A 26,440-nucleotide genomic window follows, 5' to 3' on the forward strand; every position below is an offset into this window, starting at 1 on the left:
AGAAAAGGGTTGTCTTATCGTTCATCTTGCGAAGAGCAAGATGACAAAGAGGCGCCCTCCCCTCGGTTGCTTGCCCGCCGCAAACGCGAAAAACGGCGCAGGAGCCGTTCCGCTCCCGCGCCGCTCCGTCTTGATCAGCTTACGGCTTCGGTTTATCGAAGGTATGCGCCTTGCTCCAGCTCTTGCCGCCGTTCGAGGAGGTATACAGGACGGAGGGATCGGTGTTGTCCGTAGTAATCCGCCAAACATGGTCTGCATCGGCAGCGGCGATCAGCTGAGGACCGTAGCCGGCGAATTCCCCCGGCAGGTTGACCCAGGTCCGTCCGCCGTCCGTCGTCTTGCCTATCGTATTAGGCAGGTCGCAAGCGGGGCACTGGCCGCCCATGAAGGCAGCCTTGGGATTTACGACGTACAAGGGGCCTGGCGCTGTGCCGTTGTTGCGCGGCACGGTCGTTTTCTCATCCATCTTGAAGCCGGGAGCGGGTCCCGATCCGGCTTGGTTGTTGGCGACGACGGCGGTCCAGCTTCGTCCGCCGTCCGCCGTGTGGAACAGCGAGTAGGAGGTCTGGGACATTCCGGAATCTCCAATCAGCTGCGCCCAAGCATCCCGGCTTCCGGCGGAGCGGATTACGACGCCGTTGATCGGGACGGAAGAGGCACGGGTGAAGACGGCTGTCCAACTGTGTCCGCCATCCGTCGTGCGCATCATGCTGAATTCGCCGGAGCTTTGCTTTTGCGCGACGGCCCAGCCATTGCTGCGGTCATGGAAATAGGCTTCTCCCGCGGTAGAAGCCGGAACGTTAAGCCGTGTCCACGTTCGACCGCCGTCGGTCGTATGCTCGTTGCCGCTGAAGGCTTCCTTCGAAGATACGAAATGAAGAAAGCCCCTGCCGGGCATTTCTCCCGCCTCGGTCCACGTTTGTCCGCCGTCGGTCGTATGCATCAGCCGCAGAGCTTTAGAGCTGCCGATGTCGAGCGCGGCCCAAGCTTCCTTGCCATTCAAGGCGAATAATTGATTGACGACGTACGGGTGCTCCAGCTGCGTGTGCCAGGACTTTCCGCCATCGTCCGTGCGGGCAATCCAGCCCTCGCCGCCAGCCCAGCCGATTTTCTCATCCGCCAGCCTCAGTGCGGTAACCTTGCCTTGAGGCGCAGAAGAAGTCGGCTTTGCGGAAGGAGAGGGAGAGGGGTGAACGCCGGAGCTTGCCGGCCCGGGGGAGCTCGGTGCGGTTCCCGCCGGCGAAGGGGTATAGGCAACCGAAGAAGAAGCCGTCTCCGGCGCGGAGGCTTTCGAGCATGCGGCCTGCGCGAAGGCGAGCAGCACAGCAAGAAGGAGAACGGCTTTGCGGCGCAAATGTAAGCTGTACATCGTGATCAACTCCCTTTCTTGCCAAGATAGACGAGGCTTATGCGCGCAAGGTTCGCTTCCGGACGGGCAAGCGTTGCATGAGCGGATAGGCGTCTCCTTCTAGCTTACCCCATTCCGGGGGCGGCAAATAAAGGGAGCAGACGTACAGGCGTTATTTTCGTTGCGGCTAGATGCGGCAAATTTCTTTCGGGCACGTCGGACAAGTATTGCAATGACAGATTTCCTGCAAAGCCTTCAGGCTGCGAATAATAATTTTGCCGTAGCGGAAATCGAGAATTTCCTTCTCCTTGAACTCGTTCAGCATGCGGTTTACGCTCTCGCGAGTCGCGCCGATGAAATCGGCCAGCTCCGCGTGAGTCAGCTTCATATCGATGCGAATGCCGTACGTCTCCACGACGCCGAACGAATTGCTTAAGCGGATCAGCGTCGAAGCCAGCGCGCCCGGTTTACCGAAGAGCAGGAGATCGCGGAATTTCGATTGGGTGACCCGATGGCTGTAAGCCATCCAGTTCATGAAGCTTAACGCCAGGTCGCCGTCATTCCGGATCAGCGACTCCAATTCGTGCTGGGTGATGACGCCGATCTCGGCGTTCTCCGTCACTTCCGCGGTGCAGCCGCAAGGAAGCGGGGTCTGTCCTCCGGGGAATTCGCAGATCAGGTCGCCTGCCTGAAGGATCGAGAGGATATATTCTTTCCCGTCCTCGGTCGATTTGCGCAGCTTGATTCTGCCGCTGCGAATATAATAGATGTTCTCGGTTTCGTCGCCTTCCCAGAAGAGAAATCCGCCTGCGGCTACCCGCATAGGCACCATGATGCCCTCCAGGCGCTCGAATTGCTTGGGGGTACAGAAGGCTGCGATCCCCTTATTGCTGGAGCACGCGCGCTCCCCCGTTTTTTCGTTCGCCATCGTCGGACAGTTGATGCCCATCGTCGCCATCTCCCTTCGTTCTGTTAACTCAATCGTACCTTGCCGAGGGAAATAATGTTATCGGGGAATTCGCTGAAATGACGAGGGGGAATTCCCCTATCTTTGTGTGAGGAAAATCACATTTCCCCTTAAAGATAGGTGTTTATCCCGAGATCTTTCAGGGTTTTCCCTGACTTACAGGCGTTCTCATAATCGTTACAATAGAATGAAAGGAAGGCATGAACGGGGGAAGGCCATATGCAAGCACAGGAGCTTCAAATTCAGGGAACGCTGAACGGATTGCGAGCGGAGGTCGGCAGCGATGTTTCGGCACTGGCCATCATCGACAGGCGGGAACGCTACTCGCGCTGGAAGTGGGTGTCCGGCAACCTCAACGAGCGGTATTTGAACATCAGCGTTCGTTACGGCCAAGGGATTGAAGGAGAGGTCATCAAAGTGGGGCGGGGCCTGGCCTGGAGCTATGAGGAGTCGAAGAAGCATGCCGGGTACTCGATTATTCTGACGGAGCGTCTGGTTTCGGCTTATGCGGTACCCGTCATGGAGGAACAGGAGATCGCGGGCATTTTGCTTGTCGGAGATCGGACGCAGCGCGCATACGAAGCGTCCCAACGCCAGGCCGTAACGAAAGCGGCCGCCGAGATAGCCGAACGGTTTCCCGATTTGTTATGATAGGGCTGTAGGGAAGGAGGCGGGAAAATGATCCGGATACTGCTGGTCGACGATCATGCCGTCGTGAGGTCCGGCCTGGCGATGCTGCTTAACGCCAAAGCGGACATGGAAGTGGTCGGGGAAGCGACCGAGGGGGAAGAGGCGATCGCGAAAGCGCTGGAGTGCCGCCCGGACGTCGTGCTGATGGATCTCAGCATGCCTCACGGCAAGGACGGGCTAAGCGCCACGGCCGAATTAAAGAAAGCGCTGCCGGATACGGCCGTGCTGATTCTGACGATGCACGACGACGAGGAATACTTGTTTCGCGCTATTCATCTGGGCGCTTCGGGTTATCTGCTTAAGAGCTCGCCGCATGAAGAGATGATCAGCGCGATTCGTCATGTCGCCGAAGGCAACGCCTATTTGCATCCGACAGCGACCAAACGGCTTATGGGGGAATATCTCGATAAGCTTAAGCATGGCGGAGACCAAGGCCCCTTCGAATCGTTGTCCGAACGGGAGAAGGAGATTCTGGCCAAGGTGGCTCAAGGCTATACGAACAAGGATATCGCGGAGCAGCTGGTCATAAGCGTGAAGACGGTAGAATCCCACAAAAGCAATCTGATGGACAAACTCAACCTCAAGACGAGGCCGGATTTGGTCAAGTTTGCGATGAAGAAGGGGCTGCTGAACTTTGACGGATGAATACGCGAGGTATGATTCGGACGAAGGCGGCTCTCTGGAAAATACGCTGAAGCGCCTGTCCGATTTGAAGTATGCCTTGGACGAGGCTTCGATCGTGGCGGTTACCGACCGCCAAGGCAAGATCCAGTACGTGAACGACAGATTCTGCGAGATTTCCGGCTACAAGAGGGAAGAGCTGCTCGGGCAGGATCACCGAATTATCAATTCCGGCTATCACGGCTCGGCGTTCATGAAGGAGATTTGGCGGACGATCGGGTCGGGCAAGGTGTGGCGCGGCGAGATCAAAAACCGCAGCAAGGATGGCGGCTATTACTGGGTCGATACGACGATCGTTCCGTTCCTCAACGAGGAAGGCAAGCCGTATCAGTATTTGTCCATCCGTCATGAGGTTACTGCGCGCAAGCAGGCGGAGGAGGAGCTGCAGCTGCTCCTGTCCCAGATGATGCAGATTCAGGAGGAGGAGCGCCGCCGCTTCTCGCGGGATCTGCACGACGGGATCGGGCAAAGCCTGTTCTCGCTGCTGATCTCCGTCGATACGATTCTATCGGACGAGACTAACGACAAGCTGGCAAAGGTGCGGGAGCAGATTGCCAATCTGATGGCCGATGTGCGGGGGCTAGCTTGGGAATTAAGGCCGACCGTATTGGATGATCTTGGCGTCATTCCGGCTCTGCGGACTTACCTGGATACGTATTCCAAGCATTACGGGATACAGGTCGCTTTCCAGTCCGATCTGCGCAGAAGATTGAGCATCCAAGAGGAGACGACGATCTACCGGATTATCCAGGAGGCGCTGACGAACGCGGGCAGGTATGCCGATGTCTCGGAGGCTTCGGTGAGCGTGCACGATCGCGGAGATTGCGTGGAGATTGCCATCGAGGACAAGGGCAAGGGCTTCAAGAGAGACGGCAGCAAGGAAGGCGTGGGCCTCATCAGTATGGAGGAGCGGGCCAGGGCGATTCGCGGCGAGCTGAGGATTCACTCGGAGCCCGGCAAGGGCACCAGGGTCGTGCTGACGATTCCGCAGAAATAACGGCAAGAAGACCGGTTCGCTTATGCGGCCGGTCTTCTTGCCGTCTAGAGAGCGTATGCCCATTGCTTATTCCAGCAATGATTGGATGCGGCGGGCGATCAGCTTCCCGTGATGACGTCCGCTTTCGATGAAGATTTCGTTCGCTTCCCGTCCGGCGGCGATGACGCCCGCAATGAACAGCCCCGGGACATTCGTTTCCATCGTCTCGGGATCGAATGCGGGAACAGTCGTCTCGGGGTTAACCACGGCTCCCGCGTCTGTAAGCAACGTTCGTTCGGGGCGAAAGCCAGTCAACGCCAGCACGAAATCGTTGTCCAGCCGGTAGGGGGCAGCACCCTCCTCCAGAGGCTGCACCGTGATATCGGTCTCGTCGATTCGGACGACGCGGGAGGAGAACAGCATGCGAATATGTCCCTTGTTGACGTTGCCCTCGAACAGCGGTCTGACCCAGGGCTTGATGCTGGAGGAATACTGATCGCCCCGGTAAACGACCGTAATTCGGGCCCCGACCCGAAGCAGCTCCATCGCCGCGTCCACGGCGGAGTTGTTGCCCCCGATAATGGCGACGTTCATGCCGGTATACGGATGTGCCTCCCCGAAAAAGTGAGTCACCTTGGGCAGTTCTTCGCCCGGAATGCCCAGCAGATTCGGATGGTCGAAATACCCGGTAGCGACGATCACGCTGCGAGCTTCGTAGAAGCGCTCGTGTCCGAAGCGATCGGACGTCTGCACCCGGAAGGAGCCGTCCTTCTGGGGGATAATGGCGGTCGCCGCTTCATAGGCGCGAATCCGCAGGTTCCGGCGGAGCGCCACGTCCCGATAATATTGCAGCGCTTCGCGGCGCGAAGGCTTGTCGTTCGGGGTTGTGAACGGAATGCCGCCGATCTCCAGCAATTCCGGCGTACTGAAAAAGTGCATATAGGTAGGATATTGATAGATGGAATGGACAACGGCGTTCTTCTCCAGCAGCAAAGGCTCGATGCCGACGGCTTGCAGCTCCAGCGCTGCGGATAAGCCGCATGGGCCGGCTCCGATAATAATCGCTTGCTCTTGCTTCAGGCCTTCTCGTTCGTTCATCGCGGATGTCTCCAGTTCGAAAGCTTTTGTTTTCTATTGTACCACGACTTAAGCGCAACAAAATAATCGCATGTTTGTGATTAATTTCACATTATTTTTCGGAATTCCCCGGCATAATGAGGGTGTAAGGAAAACAAGGAAGACGAACGATAGGAGATGGCTGCTATGGTAATAAAATTTCTTAGAGAGAACGTCTGGGCAGCAGTTGCAATGACTTTTCTTCGCATCTACCTCGGATGGCAATGGCTGGACGCCGGATGGCACAAGCTTACCGGAGACGGATTCAGCGCTTCGGGCTTTCTGAAAAATGCGATTGAGAATCCGGTTCTGGATAAAGCGACGAAGGAATCGATCTATCCGACATACACGGCTTTTCTGGAGCATTTCGCCCTGCCGAACGTGAAATTGATCAACTTCCTCATTCCTCTGGGCGAATTTCTCGTCGGCTTGGGATTGATCGTCGGAGGACTGACCGCCGCGGCCGCCTTCTTCGGGCTGCTGATGAACTTCCTGTTCCTCTTCGCCGGCACGATATCGACTAACCCTTGGCTGACGCTGCTGGGCGTGATCGTGTTCCTCGCTGGCGCCAATGCCGGCAAGTTCGGACTGGACTATTACCTCCTGCCTCTGATTCGCAAAGGCTGGCTGAAGCTGACCGGGAAGCGGGGAAATCGCGGTCCGGAAGCGCCGACGGCTTAACCATCCGCTTAACCATGGTTTAGTCGGGGGCCGTCCCTATAGGGGGCGGCCCCGTGCTTGTTCTTGCGTCAAATAAAGAACCGTTCCTGATGAGTGAGGGAGTGCAAATCCTCCACTGCGACAGGAACGGTTCTTTCATGTATCGATAACGGACGGCCTGTTCTGCGGCAGCCTCTTCGATCCCAATCTTGCCTCGGTTACTCCTCAGGAACGATCTGCAGAACCCACTCGCACCATTCAATGTTCGTCCGACAGGTCATCATTCCTTTGTTCAGCAAGATAAAAGCCCCGAAATACGGGGAGCTATAGACCGGCAGCGCGCCCTCCTCCAGGCCGTCGTGCTGGCGAATGCTTTGCAGTCTATCCTGAAGGCGCGTCATTTTGTTCCGGTAATGCTCCAGCCGCGCTACGAATAGCTTGCGCGAGACAGCCGGGCTGACGTTGGACATGCAGAAGGCTTTCAGCATAAGCTCGTCTCGCATTACCGGATCGGAGGCAGGCTCTGTCAGCCACTCCCGCAGCGCGGCAAGCCCTGCTTCCTTGATCGAGTAGACCTTCTTGTCGGGCTTGTCGCTTTGCTGAACAAGCGCGCAGGAAACCAGCTCCTTCTGCTCCAGACGAGCCAGCAGAGGGTAAATTTGACTATGCTTGGCCGGCCAGAACGGCTGGATCTTCAGCATGAGATCGTAGCCGGATAAGGATGAATGAGAAAGCAGGCTTAACAAGCCGTAAGCCAATGTGTTCATGGCGAATCCTCCAGATTGAAAGCTTTGACAAAATGAGGGTGAAGGGTTATCATTGTTTTCTTGCGATATCATATGTAAATAAATACATAAATACACGAAGGGCGTGGAGAAAGAAGCATGGGAGAAACCAATAATCAAGAAATACGTTTTATGCCCGTAATGGTTGCAATTTTTATCGGATCGTTCTTGTGCATTCTGGCCTCGAGCACGATTAATATCGCGCTGGAAATATTGAAGGATCACTTTGAAACGAGTCTGGATTCCGTGACATGGACGCTGACGGGATTCATGCTGGCGATGGGGACGACCGCTCCAATCGTCGGCTATCTGGGCGAGAGATTCAGCTACAAGCGGCTTTATCTGTTCTCCCTGATCGGGTTCACGCTGTCCTCCGGCTTGTGCGCCGCGGCGTGGGACGAGTCCTCGCTGATTGCGTTTCGCGTGCTCCAGGGGGCGTTCAGCGGACTGATCATTCCGGCGACCATGTCGATTATTTATCAGATCGTGCCCCGCGAGAAGCAGGCGATGGCCGTCGCTCTCTGGGGGCTGGCGGCCATGATGGCGCCTGCGTTCGGTCCGACCATCAGCGGCTGGCTGCTGCAAAATTACGACTGGCAATGGCTGTTCCTGATGAACGTGCCAATCGGAATCGTAGCGATCTGGTGCGTCGCCGCCTATATCCCGTATTATCGCTTAAGCGTGCCCAAGAGCTTCGATGCGCTTGGCTTCGTCACCGTTATCGCGAGCAGCTCGGCCTTATTGCTGGCTCTCGGCCAAGGACACAAGTGGGGCTGGGACTCCTGGCAAACCCTCTCCTTGCTTGTAGGGGGAGCCGTTGTCCTCGTTCTGTTTATTTGGCGGGAGCTGACGGCGAAGACGCCGCTGCTGAATCTGCGCGTATTTCGCAACGGCAGATATACGCTGAATTTGCTGATCGCCAACATTCTGACGATCAGCTTGTATTCGGGGACGTTCCTGACGCCGGTATTTCTGCAGCGCATTCAGAACGTGTCGGCGATGGATACCGGGCTGATTCTGCTTCCGGCCTCGCTGGCGATGGCGCTCGTCATGCCGATCGTGGGCAAGCTGTACGGCATAATCGGCCCTCGTTGGCTGATGTCCGTCGGAATCGTGCTGCTGACGATAGGTACGCTGACGCTAAGCTGGCTGAGCATCGACGTGTCGCACGGCTATATTTTATTCTGGATGATCGTTCGCAACCTCGGCATCGCGCTGGTCATGATGCCGTCGAGCAATGCCGGGATGGAGCTGGTGCCGCGCGAATTGACCGGTCACGCCTCGGCGATCATGAACTGGACGCGGAACGTCTTCGGCTCGTTCGCCATCGCGATCTTCACGACGCTGCTGGCGACGAGATCCGAGTACCACGGCAAAGTCTTCGCTATGGCGGGAGACACCGATATGGCCCATATTTCAATGATGTCCTTCACGATGAGCGTGAATGACGTATATGTGGTCGCGACGTTCATCGCGGTGGCCGCGCTGCCGCTGAGCTTGCTCGTGGGCAAGGTCAAGCATGCCAAAGAAGAAGAGTCCAAGCTCGAAGCGGTTCAAGCCGAGGCTTGATCAGCCCGCGCGGCAAAGAACGGATAGCTTGCATACGAAACCGGATGCCGGGGGAAAAACATTCCGCTTGGCATCCGGTTTATTCGTGCTATAATTAGGCGTTTGCTCCGCAAAGCGGAGCCGCGGTTCGAAAACTCCCGCGTTAACAAAACTAGGAGGATGATTCATATGTTTAATCTCGGTTGGGGCGCGCTGTTCGTTCTGGTCAACTTTGCGTTGTTCCTGATGTGCTACCGGTTGTTCGGGAAGCAGGGGCTGTATGCCTGGGTGGCGGCTGCGGTGGTGCTGGCCAACATTCAGGTGATCAAGACAATCGGCATGTTCGGTCTTGTCATGACGCTGGGCAACACGATGTACGGCTCGATTTATTTGGCCACGGATCTCTTGAACGAGAAGTACGGAGAGAAGGAAGCGAAGAAGGCGGTCTGGTTTGGATTCTTCTTCCTGCTGATGTCTACGGCCATCATGCAGATGGTGCTTGTGTTCGAGCCTCAGGAAACCGACTTCGGACAGCCTGCGCTGGAGACGATCTTCGGTCTCGCTCCGCGTATCGCGCTCGGCAGCTTGACCGCTTATTATGTCAGCCAATTTCTCGATGTGAAAATATTCAGCAAGCTCAGAAACAAATTTCCGTCGCGCAACCAGCTATGGATTCGCCTTAACGGAAGCATCGGCGTCAGCCAGATGGTCGATACGCTGGTATTCTGCACGATCGCGTTCGCCGGAGAGTACGCCTGGGACATCTGGTGGGAAATCGTGCTCACTACCTATCTGCTTAAATTCGTCATTTCGGTCGCTTCGACCCCGGTCATTTACTGGGCTCGCAGCTTTAAGTTTAAGGAAGCGTAAAAAAAAGGCTCTCCCATAAGTAACCGAGTCGTACCGAACGATTATCGATGGATGCATGGTAATGGGCAGCTATCTCCTTCCGATGCTATACGGTCCTGAAATGTTAACGGTAAACCCGTTAAGAGGCGATTTCAGAACTGTATGAGGCAGTCTCCAGGAGATAGCTGCCCTTCTCTTTTCATCGATAACCTTGTACGCCCCTGCCTATGGTACAGTTCATCCGCTCGCTATTTTCCTGAATCAGCACGCGATCCGCATAACAGTCGCAGTATTTTCATTTCCCCTATCCTCGTGAAATCCGCGTCTGCTACAATTATAGGAAGAGTTGTCGGAGCGGGAAATGACTTGGTGAATCGAGAACCGCCGAAAAATTTCCCGATGAAAGGACTTGGAGATATTGGCATTCGCGTCGATCGACGCGACGGATTTGCGCTTATTGCGATGCTTGACCGAGAAGATTAATGAAGAGACGCATGGAAAAGACCCGTGCTTAAGAACGGATAAAGCGACGAGGTGAGCGGATCGCGATGGAGAAGGACATTCGATTGCATAGTCTTGCCGGAGAGATTGACCGTTTGGAGCGGCAATACTTCGTAGGCAGGGAAAGCGAACTTGACGTTTTTGTGCAGCGGGTGGCGGGCTGTTCCTTCGAAGGATGCATTCTTAACGTTTACGGTACTGGGGGAGCGGGGAAAAGCTTTCTGCTGGATGAGTTTCGAAGGCTATCCGAAGCAGCCCTTGTTCCGTATCTTCTCATAGATTGTCGCGCGCTTAGCCCGGATTCAGCCGGCTTCTGCCTGCAGTTGCTGCGCTCTCTGGGTTATTCGCCGGAACGGCTGAACGGCCTGATTCGGGATGTTCATTCGCTGACAGAGCTTGTATTGGACGAAATACGCGATACCGCAGGAGGCGGAAAAAGGGTTCTGGCTTTCGATACGTTCGAAGAGATCGGAGAACTGGAGGTCTGGCTGCGGGAGGAATTTCTTCCGAGGCTGAGCCCGGATATTCGGATCGTCATTTCTGGCAGAATTCCGTTGCAAGGCCCGTGGCTTGTCTCTCCAGCGTGGCGCCAACTGATCGTGCGGATGCCGCTGGAGGAGCTGGATTACCAAGCTGTGAAGCAATATTTGAGCCGGTCGGGCATTGAGCGGGAGGAATTAGTTCGCCAGGCTTGGGGCCGCACTAGAGGACATCCGCTGACGTTGTCCCTGTTCGTGTCGACTACGCTTGCCCAATCCGTTTTGCCTGTCTCCACCGCAGCGATCGAAAACGCTTTCGCACAGACGGTCAGCGTCTGGCTGAAGGAGGTGCCGGATTCCGCCGTACGGGAAGCGGTGGAGGCCGCGTCCGTTCTGAGGCGCTTTAATCAGGAGCTGCTGAGCTTCGTCCTGGAGAAACCGGTGCCGACGGAGCAATTCCTCCAACTTACCGGGTTCTCGTTCGTCCGCAAGACCGACAACGGCTGGGTGCTGCACGATATGCTGCGCGACGCCATCGGCTACGAGCTGCGCCAGCGGGCGCCGAATTACTACGATCGCTTGTGGAAGCGATGCGTGTCCTTCTACTATCTCGCCTTGAAAAAAAAGCCGCCCGCCATATCCGCCGCATGGGAAAGATCGGACTGGGTGTACTATATCGGCGATCGCCTGGTGCGCACTTTATTTTATCAGCAGTTCGTCAACGGATTCACGGAGGCGCTGAGTCCGGCGAACTGGCCGGAAGCCGAGCAATATATCGCGACCAGGCTTGCTTCGGCTCGCGATGTTCGCATCAATGGGCACAATCCGGAATCTGGGGAGCAATTCGAATACTTTATGGAAGCTTCCGATTGCATCAACGTCTATCGGCACTTGAACCTGTATGAGCTGTATCGACTAGACCCGAGTATCGTCAAGCTGCTCAGGGACGCTCGCGGCTGCATATGCGGAATGGCGGGAGTGCTACCGATTCACGAGCGAACATTGGACTACTTGCTGGCTCGCCCGCCTTTCGCCGCCTATTTCTCCAGTCTGCCCAAGGCCGAGCTGGAGCGGCTGAGAACTCCGCGCGAACAAGCGGCAGGGTATTTTGTCATGTTTATCGAAGTGAGCGATTATTCCGATCCTACGCTATGTCATATGGCCGGACTAACGTTTATTCAATACATGCTTTCCGGCGGACTGATGGTGACGACTTCCCCGGCGATTCCTTTCTTTCATGCCATCTTTCGCGGGCTGGGGTTCGAGAGAGTCAAGGACATCGTTCACTTTGAATACGGCGACGGCAAGCCGACGCCTTATTTCGCGCTGGATACGAGAGGATCCAAGCTTCAGGATTACTTGAACCGAATGATTGCCGCGGTAGGAATCTCGCAGGCTCGCCAAGACGGGGAAGATCGCTTTGAACTGTTGTCCAAACGCGAGCGGGAGGTTGTCGATCTTATGGTCCAGGGCTGCTCCAATCTGGAGATTGCTCAGAGGCTGTTTCTGAGCGAAGCGACGGTCAAGAGACATGTTACCAACATCTATGGCAAGCTTCAAATCAAGAAGCGAACGCAGCTGCTCAACTTGCATTCGGGACGCCGGTCTCCGCAGGACGGAGCCGGTTCGGGGCGTTGACAACCCCCTCCATTTTGCTACTTTTTTACGACTTTCAGATAATACCCGCCGCAATCGCACGGTGCTAAGCTGAAACTGCTTGGTATGAAAACGCGTATGCGGAAGGGTGTGTTTAATAATGATGAAGTTTTGGAGGAAGAAATCGACGGTAGTCGCTTTATTTATTGTCGCGATATTGTCCAGCTCTATCGGGTCCGCATATGCGGCCGTCAACCTGGAGCCGATCAAGGCCTTTTTTAACCGGAGCGCGACCTTCGTGCTTAACGGCGAAGCGTGGCAGCCCAAAGACGCTAACGGCAAACCGATGTCGGCGATATACTACAACGGAGTCAACTATTTACCGGTTCGCGCCGTAGCCGAGGCATTGAAAGTGCCGGTCAAACTCGACGCTGCCACGCAGAAAATTTATATCGGAGACCAACCGGGAGCGCAGACGCCGATCTTCGCGGTGCCGATGGAGATTGACAACATCTATGTCGTTGCGACGCGCGATCCGGGGGAAACGCGAGTCAACGAGAAGCAATACAAAGAAGTTCTGAAAATCGACCAGTACGGCGATATTATTTTTACCTTGGATCGCAAGTATAAGCGTCTTGTTCTGGATGCCGCCATCGTCAGCCCGGGAGAGCATGATGTGGAATTTACGTTGTACAATGCAGGGGACGCGGCCGGCAACACGGCGCTTACCGCGCTCGAAACGCATAACGCAAGCCTGGAGGATTCGGCCACCCGTATGGAGTTTAACGTAGCGGGCCTCGACAAAATCAAAATCCACGTGCAAAGTCATAACTTGAATCCTTACATTTATGCGAGAGTTATGGATACGTCCTATTTCGATAGCGAGCCGGCTGCGCCGACCGAAGGGCGCTGAGCGCGATGACGACATTCTTTCGACGCTTGGCTGCAGCTGTTCTCTGTCTGCCGATCCTGTCGGCGGGCTGGCCTTCGGGGGGCGCTTCCGCCGCAACGGTTCAGCGATTTGATATTCTCACGGACAAAGATTATTTGATCGCAGGAGTTCCGTACGCAACCTCCATTGTGACCGATAAGGCAGGCAATACCCTCATGTTTCCCATCTACGATTATTCTGTAAACAACGGTGCAACATGGAGTATGCTCTACGTAGCAAAAGTGAATGGTTCCGATAGCTTCCGAGTGCCGCTTGATCCGAATCTGACGAGTGCGATTTTTCGCATAGGAGTGGAGTTTAGACCGGTTCTTGGCTCAAATACGTACTCTGAGAAGAAGCTTGGCCCCTACAAAATATTGCAGCCGTTAGGCCCAACGAATGTCACGGCGAAAGCGAATAACGACGGCACGGTTCTGCTGACCTGGGATGACAATTCCAATATGGAATCGCGGTATTTGATTACCCGGAACGGACCCGACGGCACTAAAGTGTTCTCCACGGGGAACACGACGGATTACGTCGGACCTGTCGCCTTCACCGACAGCAACACGAACAAAAGCAAGGATACGATATACGTGTATTCGGTATCTGCGGAGATCGACGAGAAGTATCAGCTGCCGGAAGATTTGCTGCCCGGTATCGTGTACGTGCCGGTTAAAACAAAGACGCCGATTAATGTGGATAAGGTGCGTACCGAAATAGTCGATGTGGACTTGAATAAATTTCAGATCGGGCCCGTTCAGCCTGACGGCGACAAATGGCCGCCGATCGATAAGAACCCCGCGCTTGTGATTCCCAAATCGGTGTGGGAGCAGTTCAACAATGGCAGCAAGACACTGCCCGCCGTAGCTGTAAGCGGCGTCGAGCTGAACGTCAAGTCCGCAGCGCTGCAGCCGGGAGCGAAGCTCACCCTGATCGCGACGGTACTGCCGTCCGATGCGACGAACCGCAAGGTCGTCTGGAGCAGCGATAATGAGCGGGTGGCCGGAGTGACCGCCGAAGGTCAGGTTATCGCCATTGCTCCGGGTACGGCGAAAATCGCGGCGAAGACCGACGAAGGGGGCTTTGCCGCCGCGGCTATCGTCACCGTATCGGCGCCTCCAAGCGAGGAGCCGGGCCACAACGAGCCGACGATCAAGCTGAGCGATATTGCGGATCACCCGGCGGAGAAGGAAATCAAGGAGGCCGTTGCCCTTGGCTTCGTGACCGGCTATCCCGATGGCGCCTTCCTTCCCAATGCCAACGTAACCCGGGCCGAATTCGCCAAAATGCTGATGACCGGGCTGAACCAGGCGGGTTCCGCAGGCCAATTGGCGTTCAGGGACAAGGAGCAGATTGGCAACTGGGCGCGTCCCATGGTTGCGGAAGCAGCGAAGCTCGGCATTATTAAAGGATACGCCGACAATACGTTCCGGCCAAATGCCAACATTACGCATGCGGAAATGATCGCGATGGTGATGCGCGCATCGGGTCTCTCGTTGAACGAAGCGCCGATGCCTCCCCGAATTTCGGATTATGAGGCGATTCCGGCATGGGCTAAGCCGTCCGTCAACAAGGCTGCGGAAACCGGAATTATCATCGTCGGAGGCCTGCCCGACAAGTTTGCGCCGCAGGCGCTGTCCACACGGGCGGAAGCGGCGTCGGCCATTGTCCGGATGCTGAAGGTCGCAAGCCCGCAAGATGAAGAATAGATGGATACGCTGCGAGCGCCGCTGGTCCGTAAGGGCCGATTAGCGGCGCTTGCAGCCAAGCATGTCCCATTTTTCGAGGAAGGAATGCGGGTGAATCAACTAGCGTAAGGGTTCGCCATAAAATACGTGAAAATGAAGATGTTTGGAGTCTTGGTACTTCCCCAAATTGGGGGAGAAGCGGGAGGCGGCAAGCGGTCGGCCGGCTCTGAACGCTTTTATGATAGCTTTGCAGAAGGTGAGCTAGCCTTCGTCAACCTCCAAGCTCCCTTATTTGGTTAGTTTCGCGTCTACTGCGAGTTGGCCCGCTTGCTCCATTGCCGCCAGCGCCTGCTCGACGGTCAGCTCACCTCGGATTGCCTGCTCGAAGGCAGGCGCCATCGCTTCCTGCAAAGCATTGACGAGATCGGCGTCCGCCCATCCATAGGGATTCGGATCGCGAGGCTCGGCGTCGAGCGCGTAGAGACCCGAGAGACTCTCCTTGCCGGCCATCGGACGAAGGTAGTCCGTGATAGAGGGAATGCCCTTGTTGGAGACATCGGCCATTTCGCGGATGTTGTCCGCATCGGCCAGCATGAACCGGAGCAGCTCCCAGGCTTCTTCCGGATGGGGAGATTGCGCGGAGATCGCGAAAATATGATGAAGCTCGTAATAACGGGACCGATCGGGCTGTCCCGGATCGGAGGGCGGAGCGGAAACGGCCCAGTTGACGGGAGACGAAGTGCCCATCTTCGCGAATTGCTCGAAATTGTAAGCGGAGCTCAGATTGCCGAGCTTCATCGCGGCTTGTCCGGTCAGGAAGGGCTCCGCCGGGGAGTCGCCTTCGAACAACGCGGCGGAGCGCAGGGAGCCGATGATTCCCTCTAGAAGTATTCGCCAGCGCTCGGTGTTGATCGTGACCTTGCCAGACGGCGGCTGCAGATACGAAAGGCCTTCCGTCCGTCCGGCTTCCAGCCAAAACTTCAGCGATGCGTTAACCGTATAGCTGGAATCAAAGCCATAGAGCTTCTCGCCTTCGTCATTTTCCCGGGGAAATCTGGCCGCCAGCGCGAGCAGATCCTTCCAGCTCATGCCGCTGCGGGGAGACTCTACGCCATATTTCGCGAATAAGTCCTTATTGTAAAATACTCCCGTACCTTCAAAGCTCGGGGCGGCTCCATACAGCTCGCCGTTGTCGGCGGCAGAGGACAGAAGGGTTGTGACAATGGGGGAGACCCGTTCCAGTTCCTTATCGTCCCGATACCGGATTGCCAAAGATACGAGCGCGCCTCGTTCGATCTGCTCCCGGAATTCGGCAAGCGATTGGAAGTAAACAATGTCGGCATCGCTGCCTGATTCCGGCGAATCGGAAGCGAACTGAATTTGAATATGCGGATACTTCTTCTCGAAGCCAAAGCCGTAATCGCGATAAAGCTTCTGCGCGAAAGGATAGGCGACCTTCAGAACGACGAGCTCCTTAGGCTCGGCGCTCTGGCAGCCGGCCAGAAGCAGAGTCAAAACCAAGATAAGCAAGAGCGATTTCATTGTATACACGTTTAGCCCTCCAATGCGCTTGCAGTTTGTAGCCAACGCTCCGCTTGTTCTTGCAGCTTGTCCAATACGGATTGATCAATCGGTTGTTTACCTTCGACCAATTGTCGGGCAGTCTCTGCTGCCAGCTCTCGCAGTCCGTCGGGCAAGCTGTGACGGCTGTCGGGAAGCGTGGGGCGAAGTCGATGGAAGACGGCCCGCCGCTGCTTCTCCTCCTCGTTCAAACCTAACTGCGAGGTCAAAGTGGAGAATAAGCCGTATTGCTCGGAAGCGACCCATTTCTCCACCCGCTCGGACAGCAGGAAACGCATGACCTCCCATGCATCGTCCGGAACGCTAGCCGCTTGGGGGATTGCGAAGAACCCCTCCGTGCTTAAATCCGGACCGTAATCCGGTACTGCGGGATTGGCGGGCATCGTTACAAGCTCCCAGCGCATCGTCGACCCGGTCTGCTCCAGCTCGCGAAGCTGGGTGTTGTCGATGACGGCCATTGCCCGTTCGCCTCTCAGAAACGGCTTGTCGTTGATGTCGTCGAACGTCACACTGCCTGTCTCAATCAGCCGTATCGCTTTCTGCCAGATAGGCAGCCAGGCTTCCGCGTTAAACGATGGCGTTCCGCTGGCCGAATCGTAAACCCGGAGCCCCGTCGTGGAGCCCATATTGTGAATCCAATCCCAAGAGTCTCGATCCGTCAGGGAAAGGCCTTGCGGGAATCGCGAGGCGACCTCGAGAAGGCTCTCCCAGCTCATGCCGTCCTTCGGATAACCCACGCCCGCCTGATCGAAAAGCTCCCGGTTATAAGCAAGGGCCCTTCCGCTGAAATAAGGAGGAAGACCATAAAGGCTGCCATTGCCGTACAGCTTGGTCAACTCTATGACTGCCGGTACGCGATTCTCGATAGAATAGCCGGTTTGTTCCATTAGAGGCTCCAGGGGGCGAAGCTGGCCATCGTCGATCGCAGCCTGAAAAAGGTGGGACGGGACGTACAGCAGGTCTATATGATGGTCTCGCAGCCACTCCGACAAGGGAAGTCGTCCCCGATATACCTCTAGCATCGGAACGATATCGTATTTCAGCTTCGGATATTCCCGCTGCAAAACGTTGGCGTATCGATTCTCGAAGGCTTCTTCCGATAAATATCCGATCTGAATAACCGCATTTTCCTTTTCTTCCAGAGGAAGCTCGTCGCGACTGCTGCAGCCGGAGAGCAGAGCTGCGAAGGCAGTCATGGCGGCTAATATCCAAGTGAATTTCCTCATATCTCACACCTCTACCAAATTTGACCTTATTCATCATACAGTACTGTCGAAATTCGAGGGATTAATTTTTTCTCATGCAGCTTTTTTCATATGTAAATCTTTTCTTATGGATTAACGGATTCTATTCTTGACTTCCCGAACGGGCGATTCTACACTTGATAGTCATAAGTGTTTGCGCATCGGAGGGAAACCATTTGACTGCAAGTGTGAACTCGCGAGGGATGGCGCAATCGGGCTCGAAGACGGTAATGCCCGTTCTGCTTGCTATCAGCCTCGTCCATATGCTGAACGACTCCATGCAAGCGGTCGTGCCGGCTTTGTATCCGATTCTGGAAGAGTCTCTTAACCTGTCGATGGTACAGATCGGATTGATCGGATTTATGCTGAATATGACCTCGTCCGTCATGCAGCCCGTCGTTGGCGCCTATTCGGACAAAAGAACGTTGCCCAACATGCTGCCGTTCGGGATGGGGTTAAGCTTGATCGGGATGGTGGGGCTTGCCTTCGCGCCGCACTTCTGGATGCTGCTGTGCGCGGTTGTGTTTATCGGCTTGGGCTCGGCTATCTTCCATCCGGAAGGCTCAAGGGTGGTTTATTTCGCGGCTGGCGGCAAGAGGGGCTTCGCCCAGTCCGTCTACCAGGTTGGAGGCAATGCGGGCAGCACGCTGGGCCCGCTGATGACGGCGCTTGTGTTCGTTCATCTCGGGCAGATCGGCGCGATCTGGGGGACGCTGTTCGCGGGGTTCGCGATCGCGGTGCTGCTCGGTCTCTTGCCCTGGTACAAGCGCAAGCTCAAGGAATGGGAAATGGAGAAATCCCGTCGCTCAGCCGCAAGCGCGAACGGCTCTACGGTAATGGAACGAATGAGCCATCCCCGGGTGAAATTCGCGATGGGCATGCTTGTATTCCTGGTCTTCGCCAGGTCGTGGTATCACTCGGGCATCGGCAGCTTCTATCAGTTCTATCTGAAAGCGGACTACGGCTTGACGACATCGCAAGCGCAAATTCCCGTATTCCTGTTTCTGGCGGCGGGCGTGCTCGGAACGTTCTTCGGCGGAGTGCTGGCCGACAGATTCGGCCTGAAGAACATGATCGTCTTCTCGATCGCGGGAGCGTCGCCCTTGGCGCTGCTGCTGCCTCATCTGCCGCTGTTCTGGGTATATCCGGTCATTGCCGTGCTTGGCTTCATTATTCTGTCCGGCTTTTCCGTGAGCGTCGTCTATGCGCAGTTTCTGATGCCGGCCAACGTGGGCATGGCCTCCGGATTAACGACGGGACTGGCGTTCGGAATGGGGGCCATCGGCGGCGTCGCGCTCGGTCAGGCGATCGACTCGTTCGGCATCAGCGAGGTGATGTTCGCGGCCAGCTTCTTCCCGCTGGTAGGACTGTTCGCTTTGCTGCTCCCCTCGGACCGACAGAAATAAACAACAACCGCCTTGCGGCCTGCCCGATCGGACAGGACGCAAGGCGGTTATTTCATGAATCGGCATTCGATGCTTTGATCCTCCAGGGGACTGAAGGGCGATTGCAGCAGCGAAACCATCAGCTCGTAAGCGACGTCGGCCTTCGAACGGCCGAGAACGACCTTTCTCGTCCCTTCCGGCAGCAGCTCCGGGCATTCGGAGGTGCAGACGACGACCAGACTGTCGGGAGCGCGGTATTTCATGGCGCGCATCGCCAGAAATTCGTTGAACACGACGATCGGCTTGTCGCCCTGCCGTTCGATAAAGGCTCGCAGCTTGTCCTCGTCGTTCGTAGCGGCCAAGAGACGATCCTGATCCAGCCCCGAATAGGCTTGAATCTTTTGCTGGAACAGCAGGTTGGAGGTTTTCTCGTGAATGAGGGCATAGGCTTGCTCGCCTGGAAAGGCCGATTTCAGCTCCTCCAGCACGCCCGGAAAGTCGGGATTCACCTTGCGGAATAACCGATCGTCGATCAAGCCGTCGATCACGACAAGCGGCGATCCGTACTGCAGATTGCCGGATACGGTATGGAACGATTGCTCCGGCGCGTCGATCAGGAAGACGCCGTCCAGCTTTCGCTCCACGATAATATCAAAGCTCGGTTTGAGCGGATCGATCTGCGACACCATCAGATGATAGCCGTTATGATGGCACTTACGCTCCAAACGGTCCAGAAAAGCGCCGTAGCTGACCAGCTTGGGAACGAGGGTATCGGACGCGTTGGCGAACAGGACGCCGATCACATTGGTTTTGCCCAGGGAAAGCGCCTTGGCCGTCAGATTCTGTACGTAGTGCAGCTTGCTGGCGGCTTCGAAAACCCGTTGTCTCGTTTCTTCAGGTATTGTCTGATTGCTAACATTGTTGAGCACGTAGCTTACGGTAGCTACCGAAACTCCGGCCTCTTGAGCCACGTCTCTGAGCGTGGTTTTTTTCATGTTTCCAAACCGCCTTCTAGGGGATCACAAGCTTAGCTAATCATAAATCCCGCTTCGGAAAAATGTCAAACCGGCAATTGACAGCCCGTTGACCATCTTCTATACTGATATCAACTTAACCGGTTAAGTTAAAGCGAGGGGAATGCGATAAGACAACCGAATAGAGAGGAATCCCGCAATGATGAATGCCGTTCAATCGCAGCTGGTGACGTTATCCGGCGTGCATGCTTCCCGGTTGGGAAACGAAAGAGAGATTTACGTCTATTTGCCGGAGGGTTACGACAGCGAACCGTCGATGAGATATCCCGTGCTCTACATGCACGTAGGCCAGCACGTATTCGAGCCGAGCAAGCCGTCGGGAGAATCGTGGGCGATGCATCGCGTGGCGGAACGCCTGATTGCGGAAGGGCTGATCCGTCCGCTAATCATCGTGGCCGTCGAGCACAAATACGAGGAAGGAACGAGCGAGTATTTTCACGAGCTGTGCGCGTATCCGATTCGCTGCCTTGGAGAGAGCTATGAGCATTTTCTGATCGAAGAGCTTAAGCCGCTTGTCGACAGAACCTTAAGAACGCTCCCGGAGCCGGAAAACACCGCTCTTATGGGCTCTTCGGCGGCTGGAATCGCGACTTACAATATCGGCCTGCGCAATCCGGACACGTTCGGCATGCTGGGCATTTTGTCCCCGTTCTTCGTTCAGGTGAATCCCGATACGCTGGCGGAGACGCTGCAATACCGCTTCTATCCCGTCAACGCGGGACAGAAGATTTGGCTGGACATTGGCGGAGCCGAAGGGTTCTTCATGCCGGAGCATGTGCGGACCGTCGCCGAAGGCATGCTGCAGCGGGGCATGACGCAAGAGGACGAGCTGTATTACTTCATGGACGGACAGGCGGCTCATTCCGAACGGGACTGGAACCGCAGGGCGCATATGCCGCTGGTTCATTTCTTCGGAACGAAGGGGGCTCCAACGGGCGTGGAGCTGCAGGGACCGGATGTCGTCGGGATTGAAGGCCCGCAACTATTCCTGAACGCTGTCGTAAGCTTGAGCAACGGTCTCAGCTACAGCGATCTGCAGGGAGAATATCGGATAGAGGACTCGGGGATTCTTGAGGTGGAACCGAATGGCCGGCTGCGGCCCAAGAAAGTGGGAGCCACTCGCGTCTATTACCGCTGCGGGAGCCTGGAGGCAAGCCGGGAGATCGCGGTGACGGATCGGCTGTCCGGGACGGTGGAGGTGGAGATTGAAATCCGCGTTCCCGAATCGACGCCGGACGACGCGGCCGTCTATGCCACATTCGAGGTGCCGAAACGAGGCAAGGGCCTGTATGCCGGGACGATGCATCTGCCGAGAGGCTTGATCTTCGATTTTCTGATTACGCGGGGATACGACAAGGAAGAAGTCGACCGCGATTACGGGCAGATTCCTTACAGAAGACTGGTGGCGGATGAGGACAAGAAGGTCGTCTATACGGTAGAGAACTGGATCGACCTGCGGACTGAAGCCGCGCAAGAGAGGAACGATAGGCAATGACAGAACCATCTACCATTGAGACGATTGATCATTTTCGATCGGAGATTCTGGGCAACGAGCGGAAGCTGTACATCTACCTGCCGCCCGATTACGCTAAGAATACGGACAAGACCTACCCCGTGCTGTATATTCACGACGGACAGAATGTATTCGCATCGGCGTTCAACGGTCAGTCGTGGAATTTGCATCGCGTGTGCGACCGGCTGATTGCCGAGCAACGCATGAAAGCGCCGATTATCGTCGCGGTTTCGAACATGGGGATGGCGCGCAATAGCGAGTTCGCCCATTCGGGTTCGTATGCGGGCGAGCTGGACTATCCCTGCCGGGGAGAAGCTTACGAGCGGTTCATGATAGATGAGCTGAAGCCTTATATAGATCGGACTTACCGAACGAAGCCGGAAAGCCGCCATACGGCTCTGATGGGCTCATCCAGAGGGGGCCTGGTGACCTATCACATCGGATTTCGCCGTTCCGACGTCTTCGGCATGCTGGCCATGATGTCGCCTTACTTTGCCCAATACGATGAGTCGGCTATGAAGCACCATCCTATCGTTCAGGAGTTTGAAGAGAAACGGCCGCTGAAGCTGTGGATTGACGTCGGAGGAATGGAAGGCATGACCGTACGCGCCGATCACGTCAGGGAGAGGGTTGGACAATTCCTCAAGCTTGGCTATCGCTCGGGAGAGGACCTGCTGTTCTGCTACGAGCCCGAAGCCGAGCATAACGAGGAGGCCTGGGAGAGAAGGGTTCACGGGCCGCTCCTCTATTTCTTCGGGAATATCGGCAAGCCCCTATCGGCTGAGCTTAAAGGGAGCGAATGTGCGGGAATTAGCGGTGCGGCAAGCTTCATCTACCCCGTCGTGCGATATGAAAGCGGTTTAGACCTCGTGGATCTGGAGGGCAGCTTCCGCGTAACGCCCGACGGCGCTGCGAAGGTGAGCGGCGATGGCGTGATTTCCGCCCGGGAAGCGGGGGATTGCCGGATCGAATATCGGAATGCGGACTTGCGCGCATCGCGTTCTGTCGCGATCGTCCCGGCATTGCCGGAAGAGGTGACGGTGGATCTGGAGGTCGTCGTTCCGGCCGATACACCGGCAGGGGCCCGAATCTATGCCGGTGTCGAGCTGGAGGCGATCGGACCGCGCAAATACGGCAGACGGTTCTCGCTGCCGAGGGGAACCGGGTTCGCCTTTCTTGTCTGCGAATATTCCGGACTGACGGAGGCGCGCGAGGACGGCGCGCCGGCTCCCAAGCGGCGCTTCGTCGCTTGCGAGGATCTGGCGCTTCGGTATGAGGTGCAGAGTTGGATGCAAGGCCAAACCATCTAGAAACGGGGAAACTTCAATGACTAACAAAACAAGCTTGCGTATTCTAGCAAAGCGATGGCTTGTCTTCACACTGGCCCTAGTCCTGGCGGCGGGGTGCTCCAATGCTTCCGAACCGGAGGGCGCAGCGAGTCCGGCCAGCCCGGGGAAATTCGAGCTGAGCTTCGAGCGGCTGGACACCGATTTGACGCCCGAGCCCGGCGCCAGCTTGCTCGTCTGGGAGAGCAAGGAGGCCAGACCGTTCGTAGAAGAGATTATGAAGAAGTTTACCGAGATCTATGGCGTCGAGGTGAAGATGCAGGAGCTTGGAACGATGGATCAGATCGGGAAGTTCGAGCTGGACGGTCCGGCCGGCCTCGCTGCAGACGTCATTACGACGTCGCAGGATCATCTGGGAAAAGCGGCCAGCGCAGGCCTGATTCTTCCGAACGATGATTTCGGGGATGTGACGAGAAGCGAGCATGAGCCGGTTGCCGTCGAAGCCGCCTCCTATAACCAGACGCTGTACGGCTACCCGATCAAGGTCATGACTTACGCGATGTTCTACAATAAAGACTTGATCAGCCAACCTCCGGCAACGATGGAAGAGGTGGTCGAGTTTGCCAAAACCTACAACGACCCGGACAGCAACCAATACGCCTTTATGTTCGATGCGCCTTTCTTTTATTTCAGCTATCCGTTCCTCGGCTCGACAGGCGGCTATATTTTCGGCAAGAACGGTACCGACGCTTCGGATATCGGGCTGAATAACGAAGGCGCGCTGAAGGGGATGGAGGTATTCGCAAGCTTGCGTCAGGACGTATTGCCGATTACCGCAGGCGACATTGCCAGCGATATCAAGACAACGTTGTTCAGCGAAGGGAAAGTGGCGATGAACGTTACCGGGTCTTGGCTCATCGATACTTTCAGGCAGGCGGGCGTCAACTTCGGAGTCGCACCCATTCCGGCCATCGGCGGTCAAGATTCCGTCACGTTGTCCCAGGTGAATTCGTGGTACGTCAGCGCGTACAGCAAATATCCGAACGCGGCGAAGCTGTTCGCAAGATTCGCTTCGACCCAATCGGCGCAGCTGCTCAACTATGAGCTGACCGGAGCCGTTCCGACGCACAAGGAGGCGGCCAGCAACGAGGCGATCCAAAGCGACGAGATTACGAGCGCTTTCTACAAGCAGTTCAGCCGCTCGCATCCCGCGCCGTCCATTCCGGAAGTCGGAAGCATCTGGGTGCCGATGGATGCGGCCATGGTCGAAATCTGGGACGGCAAGGATCGCAAGGAAGTGCTGGATCGTGCGGTCAAGCAAATTCGGGACGCGATCTCCCTTAACGCGAAGCAAGAGGACAAGCCGGCCGAGCCGGAAGCGTCCAAGTCCCCATTCTGACGGAGATGACTATGAAATCGAAGCATCGGTTCGTTGCCGCCCTCTGCTCGGCTTTGGTGCCGGGCGCCGGCCAGCTGTATCATCGTCAATGGATCAAGGGGTTAATTCTGCTTCTTGTAAGCGGAGGCGCCATCGGCTTCTTCTATACCAGGTTAAGCCAGGCCGTATGGGGAATCGTTACGCTGGGGGACACGCCGTCCCGTCTCGTGGAGATAGAGGGCAAGGTTCGTCACGTGCCCGGCGATCACTCGATCAATCTGATGATCAACAGCCTGATTGTGCTATTCCTGTTCGTTCTCTATGCGTTTGTTTATGTCTCGGCCATTCGGGATGCTTATCGGACCGGCGTCCATCGCGATTCGGGCCGGGCTCCCGCAAGCTTCCGGCAAACGCTGACCTATATCCGCGATTTCAAGTTCGCTCAGGTGCTGCTGATCGTGCCGGCAGCGGGCATTCTGTTCCTGACGATTCTGCCTATCCTGTTCATGATTTTGCTGGCCTTCACCAACTATTCGTCGCCCAACCATATTCCCCCGGGCAACCTGGTGGATTGGGTCGGTCTCGATTCCTTCGCGCAGCTCTTCCGGCTGCAAAGCTGGAGCGACACCTTCTTCGGCGTGCTGGGCTGGACGACGCTGTGGGCATTCGTGGCTACGGCCACGACGTTCGCCAGCGGGCTGGCGGTTGCGCTGACGCTCTCGCAGAAGGAAATCCGGCTTAAAGGGATGTGGAGGACGCTGATCATCATCCCTTATGCGGTGCCGCAGATGATCTCGCTGCTGGCGATGAAGATGATGTTCAACGGAAAGTTCGGCCCGATCAATCAATACCTGTCTTATTTCGGATTAGGCAAGCTGCCGTGGCTCACCGACCCGTATTGGGCGAAGTTCACGGTTATCATCGTGAATATCTGGGTGGGGATGCCCTTGGCGTTTCTGCTGATCAGCGGCATACTGTCCACGATATCCCCGGAATTGTACGAGGCGGCAAGGGTAGAGGGAGCGGGACGGATGCAGCAGGCAAGGCTCGTGACTTTTCCGGTTATCCTGTTCTCGCTGGCCCCGATTCTGATTATTCAGCTAGCCGGCAATTTCAACAACTTCAACGTCATTTACTTGTTGACCAACGGCGGACCGTCCAATCCCGATTACCAGTTCGCGGGCCATACGGACCTGCTGATTACGTGGCTATACAAGCTCACGCTGAACAACAATATCTACAATATCGCTTCCGCCATCGGGATTATTCTGTTCTTGATCATCGCGGGCTTATCGATATTGAATTACCGGCGTACACGATCGTTTAAGGATGAGGAGATGGTGCAATGATGGTCAGACGATCGACGAAATTCAGGGTGGCCGCCAGCTATCTCTTCCTTGCGGCCGTCGTATGCTGGAGCTTATACCCCGCGGCCTGGGTCGTTCTATCCTCCTTCAAGCCGGGAAAATCGCTGTATAGCGAGACGTTCATTCCAAGAACATTCACGCTGGATCATTATATCGAGCTGTTCAACTCCAAGAGCTTGATGTTCTCCACCTGGTATTTGAACACCTTTAAGGTGGCTATATTCAGCATGCTGCTCAGCACGCTGCTGGTTACGCTATCGGCTTATGCCTTATCGCGGTTTCGTTTTCGCGGGCGGAAGGCCGCGCTCAGTCTGATGCTGGTGCTGGGCATGTTCCCAGGGTTCATGAGCATGGTCGCCGTATATATTCTGTTGATGCAGCTGGGGCTGCTGAATACGCATCTGGCGCTGATCATCGTTTATTCCTTCGGCGCCGTGATCTTTAACCTGTTCGTAGCCAAGGGGTTCTTCGATACGCTGCCGAAGGGCATCGAGGAGGCGGCTCGTATCGACGGGGCAGGCAATTTCAGGGTGTTCACGAGAATCATGCTGCCTCTGTCCAAGCCGATGCTCGTATTCGTGGCCTTGACGACGTTCACCGGAGCGTGGGTGGATTTTATATTCGCCAGTCTGGTGCTGCGAACCAAGGAGAAGTGGACGGTTGCGGTCGGCTTGTACGATATGGTGAATTCCTACCAGAATGCCTACTTCACTTTGTTCGCGGCGGGAGCGGTATTCATCGCCATTCCGATTACGCTGCTGTTCATGTACCTGCAGCGCCATTTCGTGGACGGCTTGACGGCCGGCGCCAACAAAGGGTGAGGCTCCGGGAAGC

Annotated in this window: 22 protein-coding genes and 1 riboswitch; of the genes, 15 read left to right on the top strand and 7 right to left on the bottom strand. The window is 56.0% G+C overall.

Features of this window, described 5'->3' with window-relative positions; genetic code table 11:
• Window positions 1–139 precede the first annotated feature (139 nt).
• Window positions 140–1,369: a WD40/YVTN/BNR-like repeat-containing protein gene (locus ACFO1S_RS02015; RefSeq protein WP_204600904.1), complete on the bottom strand. Its 1,230-nt coding sequence runs from the start codon at window positions 1,367–1,369 to the stop codon at window positions 140–142.
• Window positions 1,370–1,535: 166 nt separating this feature from the next.
• Window positions 1,536–2,297, bottom strand: coding sequence for a Crp/Fnr family transcriptional regulator (locus ACFO1S_RS02020; RefSeq protein ID WP_378126139.1), 762 nt, complete (start codon window positions 2,295–2,297; stop codon window positions 1,536–1,538).
• Window positions 2,298–2,534: 237 nt separating this feature from the next.
• On the opposite strand from ACFO1S_RS02020, the gene ACFO1S_RS02025 reads away from it, so the two are divergent.
• The 3 genes from ACFO1S_RS02025 to ACFO1S_RS02035 are packed head-to-tail and all read left to right on the top strand — an operon-like array spanning window position 2,535 to window position 4,683.
• Complete coding sequence (locus ACFO1S_RS02025) at window positions 2,535–2,966, top strand: GAF domain-containing protein (RefSeq protein ID WP_204600902.1); 432 nt, start codon at window positions 2,535–2,537, stop codon at window positions 2,964–2,966.
• A 27-nt stretch (window positions 2,967–2,993) separates the two neighbouring features.
• Window positions 2,994–3,650 (top strand): response regulator transcription factor, encoded by a 657-nt coding sequence (locus tag ACFO1S_RS02030; RefSeq protein WP_204600901.1) that lies wholly within the window; start codon window positions 2,994–2,996, stop codon window positions 3,648–3,650.
• Window positions 3,640–4,683: a PAS domain-containing sensor histidine kinase gene (locus tag ACFO1S_RS02035; RefSeq protein WP_204600900.1), complete on the top strand. Its 1,044-nt coding sequence runs from the start codon at window positions 3,640–3,642 to the stop codon at window positions 4,681–4,683. The genes ACFO1S_RS02030 and ACFO1S_RS02035 overlap by 11 nt, the downstream gene beginning before the upstream one ends.
• Window positions 4,684–4,749: 66 nt before the next feature.
• Here the strand turns inward: ACFO1S_RS02035 and ACFO1S_RS02040 are convergent, their stop codons facing one another.
• Complete coding sequence (locus ACFO1S_RS02040; protein ID WP_204600899.1) at window positions 4,750–5,760, bottom strand: YpdA family putative bacillithiol disulfide reductase; 1,011 nt, start codon at window positions 5,758–5,760, stop codon at window positions 4,750–4,752.
• Between the two features lie 165 nt (window positions 5,761–5,925).
• On the opposite strand from ACFO1S_RS02040, the gene ACFO1S_RS02045 reads away from it, so the two are divergent.
• Window positions 5,926–6,459 carry a DoxX family membrane protein gene (locus tag ACFO1S_RS02045; protein ID WP_204600898.1) on the top strand — a complete coding sequence of 178 codons (534 nt, stop codon included), beginning with the start codon at window positions 5,926–5,928 and terminating at the stop codon, window positions 6,457–6,459.
• Window positions 6,460–6,656: 197 nt separating this feature from the next.
• On the opposite strand, the gene ACFO1S_RS02050 is transcribed toward ACFO1S_RS02045, so the two are convergent.
• Window positions 6,657–7,205: a PadR family transcriptional regulator gene (locus ACFO1S_RS02050; RefSeq protein ID WP_204600897.1), complete on the bottom strand. Its 549-nt coding sequence runs from the start codon at window positions 7,203–7,205 to the stop codon at window positions 6,657–6,659.
• Between the two features lie 117 nt (window positions 7,206–7,322).
• Here ACFO1S_RS02050 and ACFO1S_RS02055 point away from each other — a divergent pair, with 117 nt between their 5' ends.
• The 5 genes from ACFO1S_RS02055 to ACFO1S_RS02075 all read left to right on the top strand — a co-directional run bounded on the left by ACFO1S_RS02055 (window position 7,323) and on the right by ACFO1S_RS02075 (window position 14,839).
• Window positions 7,323–8,792 carry a DHA2 family efflux MFS transporter permease subunit gene (locus tag ACFO1S_RS02055; RefSeq protein ID WP_204600896.1) on the top strand — a complete coding sequence of 490 codons (1,470 nt, stop codon included), beginning with the start codon at window positions 7,323–7,325 and terminating at the stop codon, window positions 8,790–8,792.
• A gap of 116 nt (window positions 8,793–8,908) precedes the next feature.
• Window positions 8,909–8,953: riboswitch (PreQ1 riboswitch) on the top strand.
• Window positions 8,954–8,960: 7 nt separating this feature from the next.
• On the top strand, window positions 8,961–9,641 hold the full coding sequence (locus ACFO1S_RS02060) for a queuosine precursor transporter (RefSeq protein WP_204600895.1): 681 nt from the start codon (window positions 8,961–8,963) through the stop codon (window positions 9,639–9,641).
• A gap of 527 nt (window positions 9,642–10,168) precedes the next feature.
• Entirely contained in the window at window positions 10,169–12,238 is a 2,070-nt protein-coding gene (locus tag ACFO1S_RS02065; protein ID WP_378126143.1) for a LuxR C-terminal-related transcriptional regulator, read from the top strand.
• A 118-nt stretch (window positions 12,239–12,356) separates the two neighbouring features.
• Entirely contained in the window at window positions 12,357–13,109 is a 753-nt protein-coding gene (locus ACFO1S_RS02070) for a hypothetical protein (RefSeq protein ID WP_204600894.1), read from the top strand.
• A gap of 5 nt (window positions 13,110–13,114) precedes the next feature.
• Window positions 13,115–14,839, top strand: a complete 1,725-nt coding sequence (locus ACFO1S_RS02075; protein WP_378126145.1) for an S-layer homology domain-containing protein — start codon at window positions 13,115–13,117, stop codon at window positions 14,837–14,839.
• 267 nt (window positions 14,840–15,106) lie between these two features.
• Here the strand turns inward: ACFO1S_RS02075 and ACFO1S_RS02080 are convergent, their stop codons facing one another.
• Both ACFO1S_RS02080 and ACFO1S_RS02085 read right to left on the bottom strand, forming a co-directional pair.
• Complete coding sequence (locus ACFO1S_RS02080) at window positions 15,107–16,360, bottom strand: extracellular solute-binding protein (RefSeq protein WP_378126277.1); 1,254 nt, start codon at window positions 16,358–16,360, stop codon at window positions 15,107–15,109.
• An 11-nt stretch (window positions 16,361–16,371) separates the two neighbouring features.
• Complete coding sequence (locus tag ACFO1S_RS02085) at window positions 16,372–17,625, bottom strand: ABC transporter substrate-binding protein (RefSeq protein WP_204600891.1); 1,254 nt, start codon at window positions 17,623–17,625, stop codon at window positions 16,372–16,374.
• Window positions 17,626–17,846: 221 nt separating this feature from the next.
• Between ACFO1S_RS02085 and ACFO1S_RS02090 the strand changes: the two genes are divergently transcribed.
• Window positions 17,847–19,049 carry an MFS transporter gene (locus ACFO1S_RS02090; protein ID WP_204601061.1) on the top strand — a complete coding sequence of 401 codons (1,203 nt, stop codon included), beginning with the start codon at window positions 17,847–17,849 and terminating at the stop codon, window positions 19,047–19,049.
• Between the two features lie 47 nt (window positions 19,050–19,096).
• Here the strand turns inward: ACFO1S_RS02090 and ACFO1S_RS02095 are convergent, their stop codons facing one another.
• Window positions 19,097–20,023, bottom strand: a complete 927-nt coding sequence (locus ACFO1S_RS02095; protein ID WP_204600890.1) for a LacI family DNA-binding transcriptional regulator — start codon at window positions 20,021–20,023, stop codon at window positions 19,097–19,099.
• A 178-nt stretch (window positions 20,024–20,201) separates the two neighbouring features.
• Here ACFO1S_RS02095 and ACFO1S_RS02100 point away from each other — a divergent pair, with 178 nt between their 5' ends.
• From ACFO1S_RS02100 to ACFO1S_RS02120, 5 genes are read left to right on the top strand one after another with little or no spacing between them, the layout of a single operon-like run.
• On the top strand, window positions 20,202–21,557 hold the full coding sequence (locus ACFO1S_RS02100) for an alpha/beta hydrolase (RefSeq protein WP_204600889.1): 1,356 nt from the start codon (window positions 20,202–20,204) through the stop codon (window positions 21,555–21,557).
• A complete protein-coding gene (locus tag ACFO1S_RS02105; RefSeq protein WP_204600888.1) occupies window positions 21,554–22,885 on the top strand; it encodes an alpha/beta hydrolase in 1,332 nt (443 codons plus the stop codon). The genes ACFO1S_RS02100 and ACFO1S_RS02105 overlap by 4 nt, the downstream gene beginning before the upstream one ends.
• 16 nt (window positions 22,886–22,901) lie before the next feature.
• Complete coding sequence (locus ACFO1S_RS02110; protein ID WP_204600887.1) at window positions 22,902–24,260, top strand: sugar ABC transporter substrate-binding protein; 1,359 nt, start codon at window positions 22,902–22,904, stop codon at window positions 24,258–24,260.
• A gap of 11 nt (window positions 24,261–24,271) precedes the next feature.
• Complete coding sequence (locus ACFO1S_RS02115; RefSeq protein WP_204600886.1) at window positions 24,272–25,588, top strand: sugar ABC transporter permease; 1,317 nt, start codon at window positions 24,272–24,274, stop codon at window positions 25,586–25,588.
• Window positions 25,588–26,427 (top strand): sugar ABC transporter permease, encoded by an 840-nt coding sequence (locus ACFO1S_RS02120; RefSeq protein ID WP_204601060.1) that lies wholly within the window; start codon window positions 25,588–25,590, stop codon window positions 26,425–26,427. The genes ACFO1S_RS02115 and ACFO1S_RS02120 overlap by 1 nt, the downstream gene beginning before the upstream one ends.
• Window positions 26,428–26,440: the final 13 nt, after the last annotated feature.

This window comes from Cohnella boryungensis, from assembly GCF_042651945.1.
GTDB lineage: Bacteria > Bacillota > Bacilli > Paenibacillales > Paenibacillaceae > Cohnella > Cohnella boryungensis.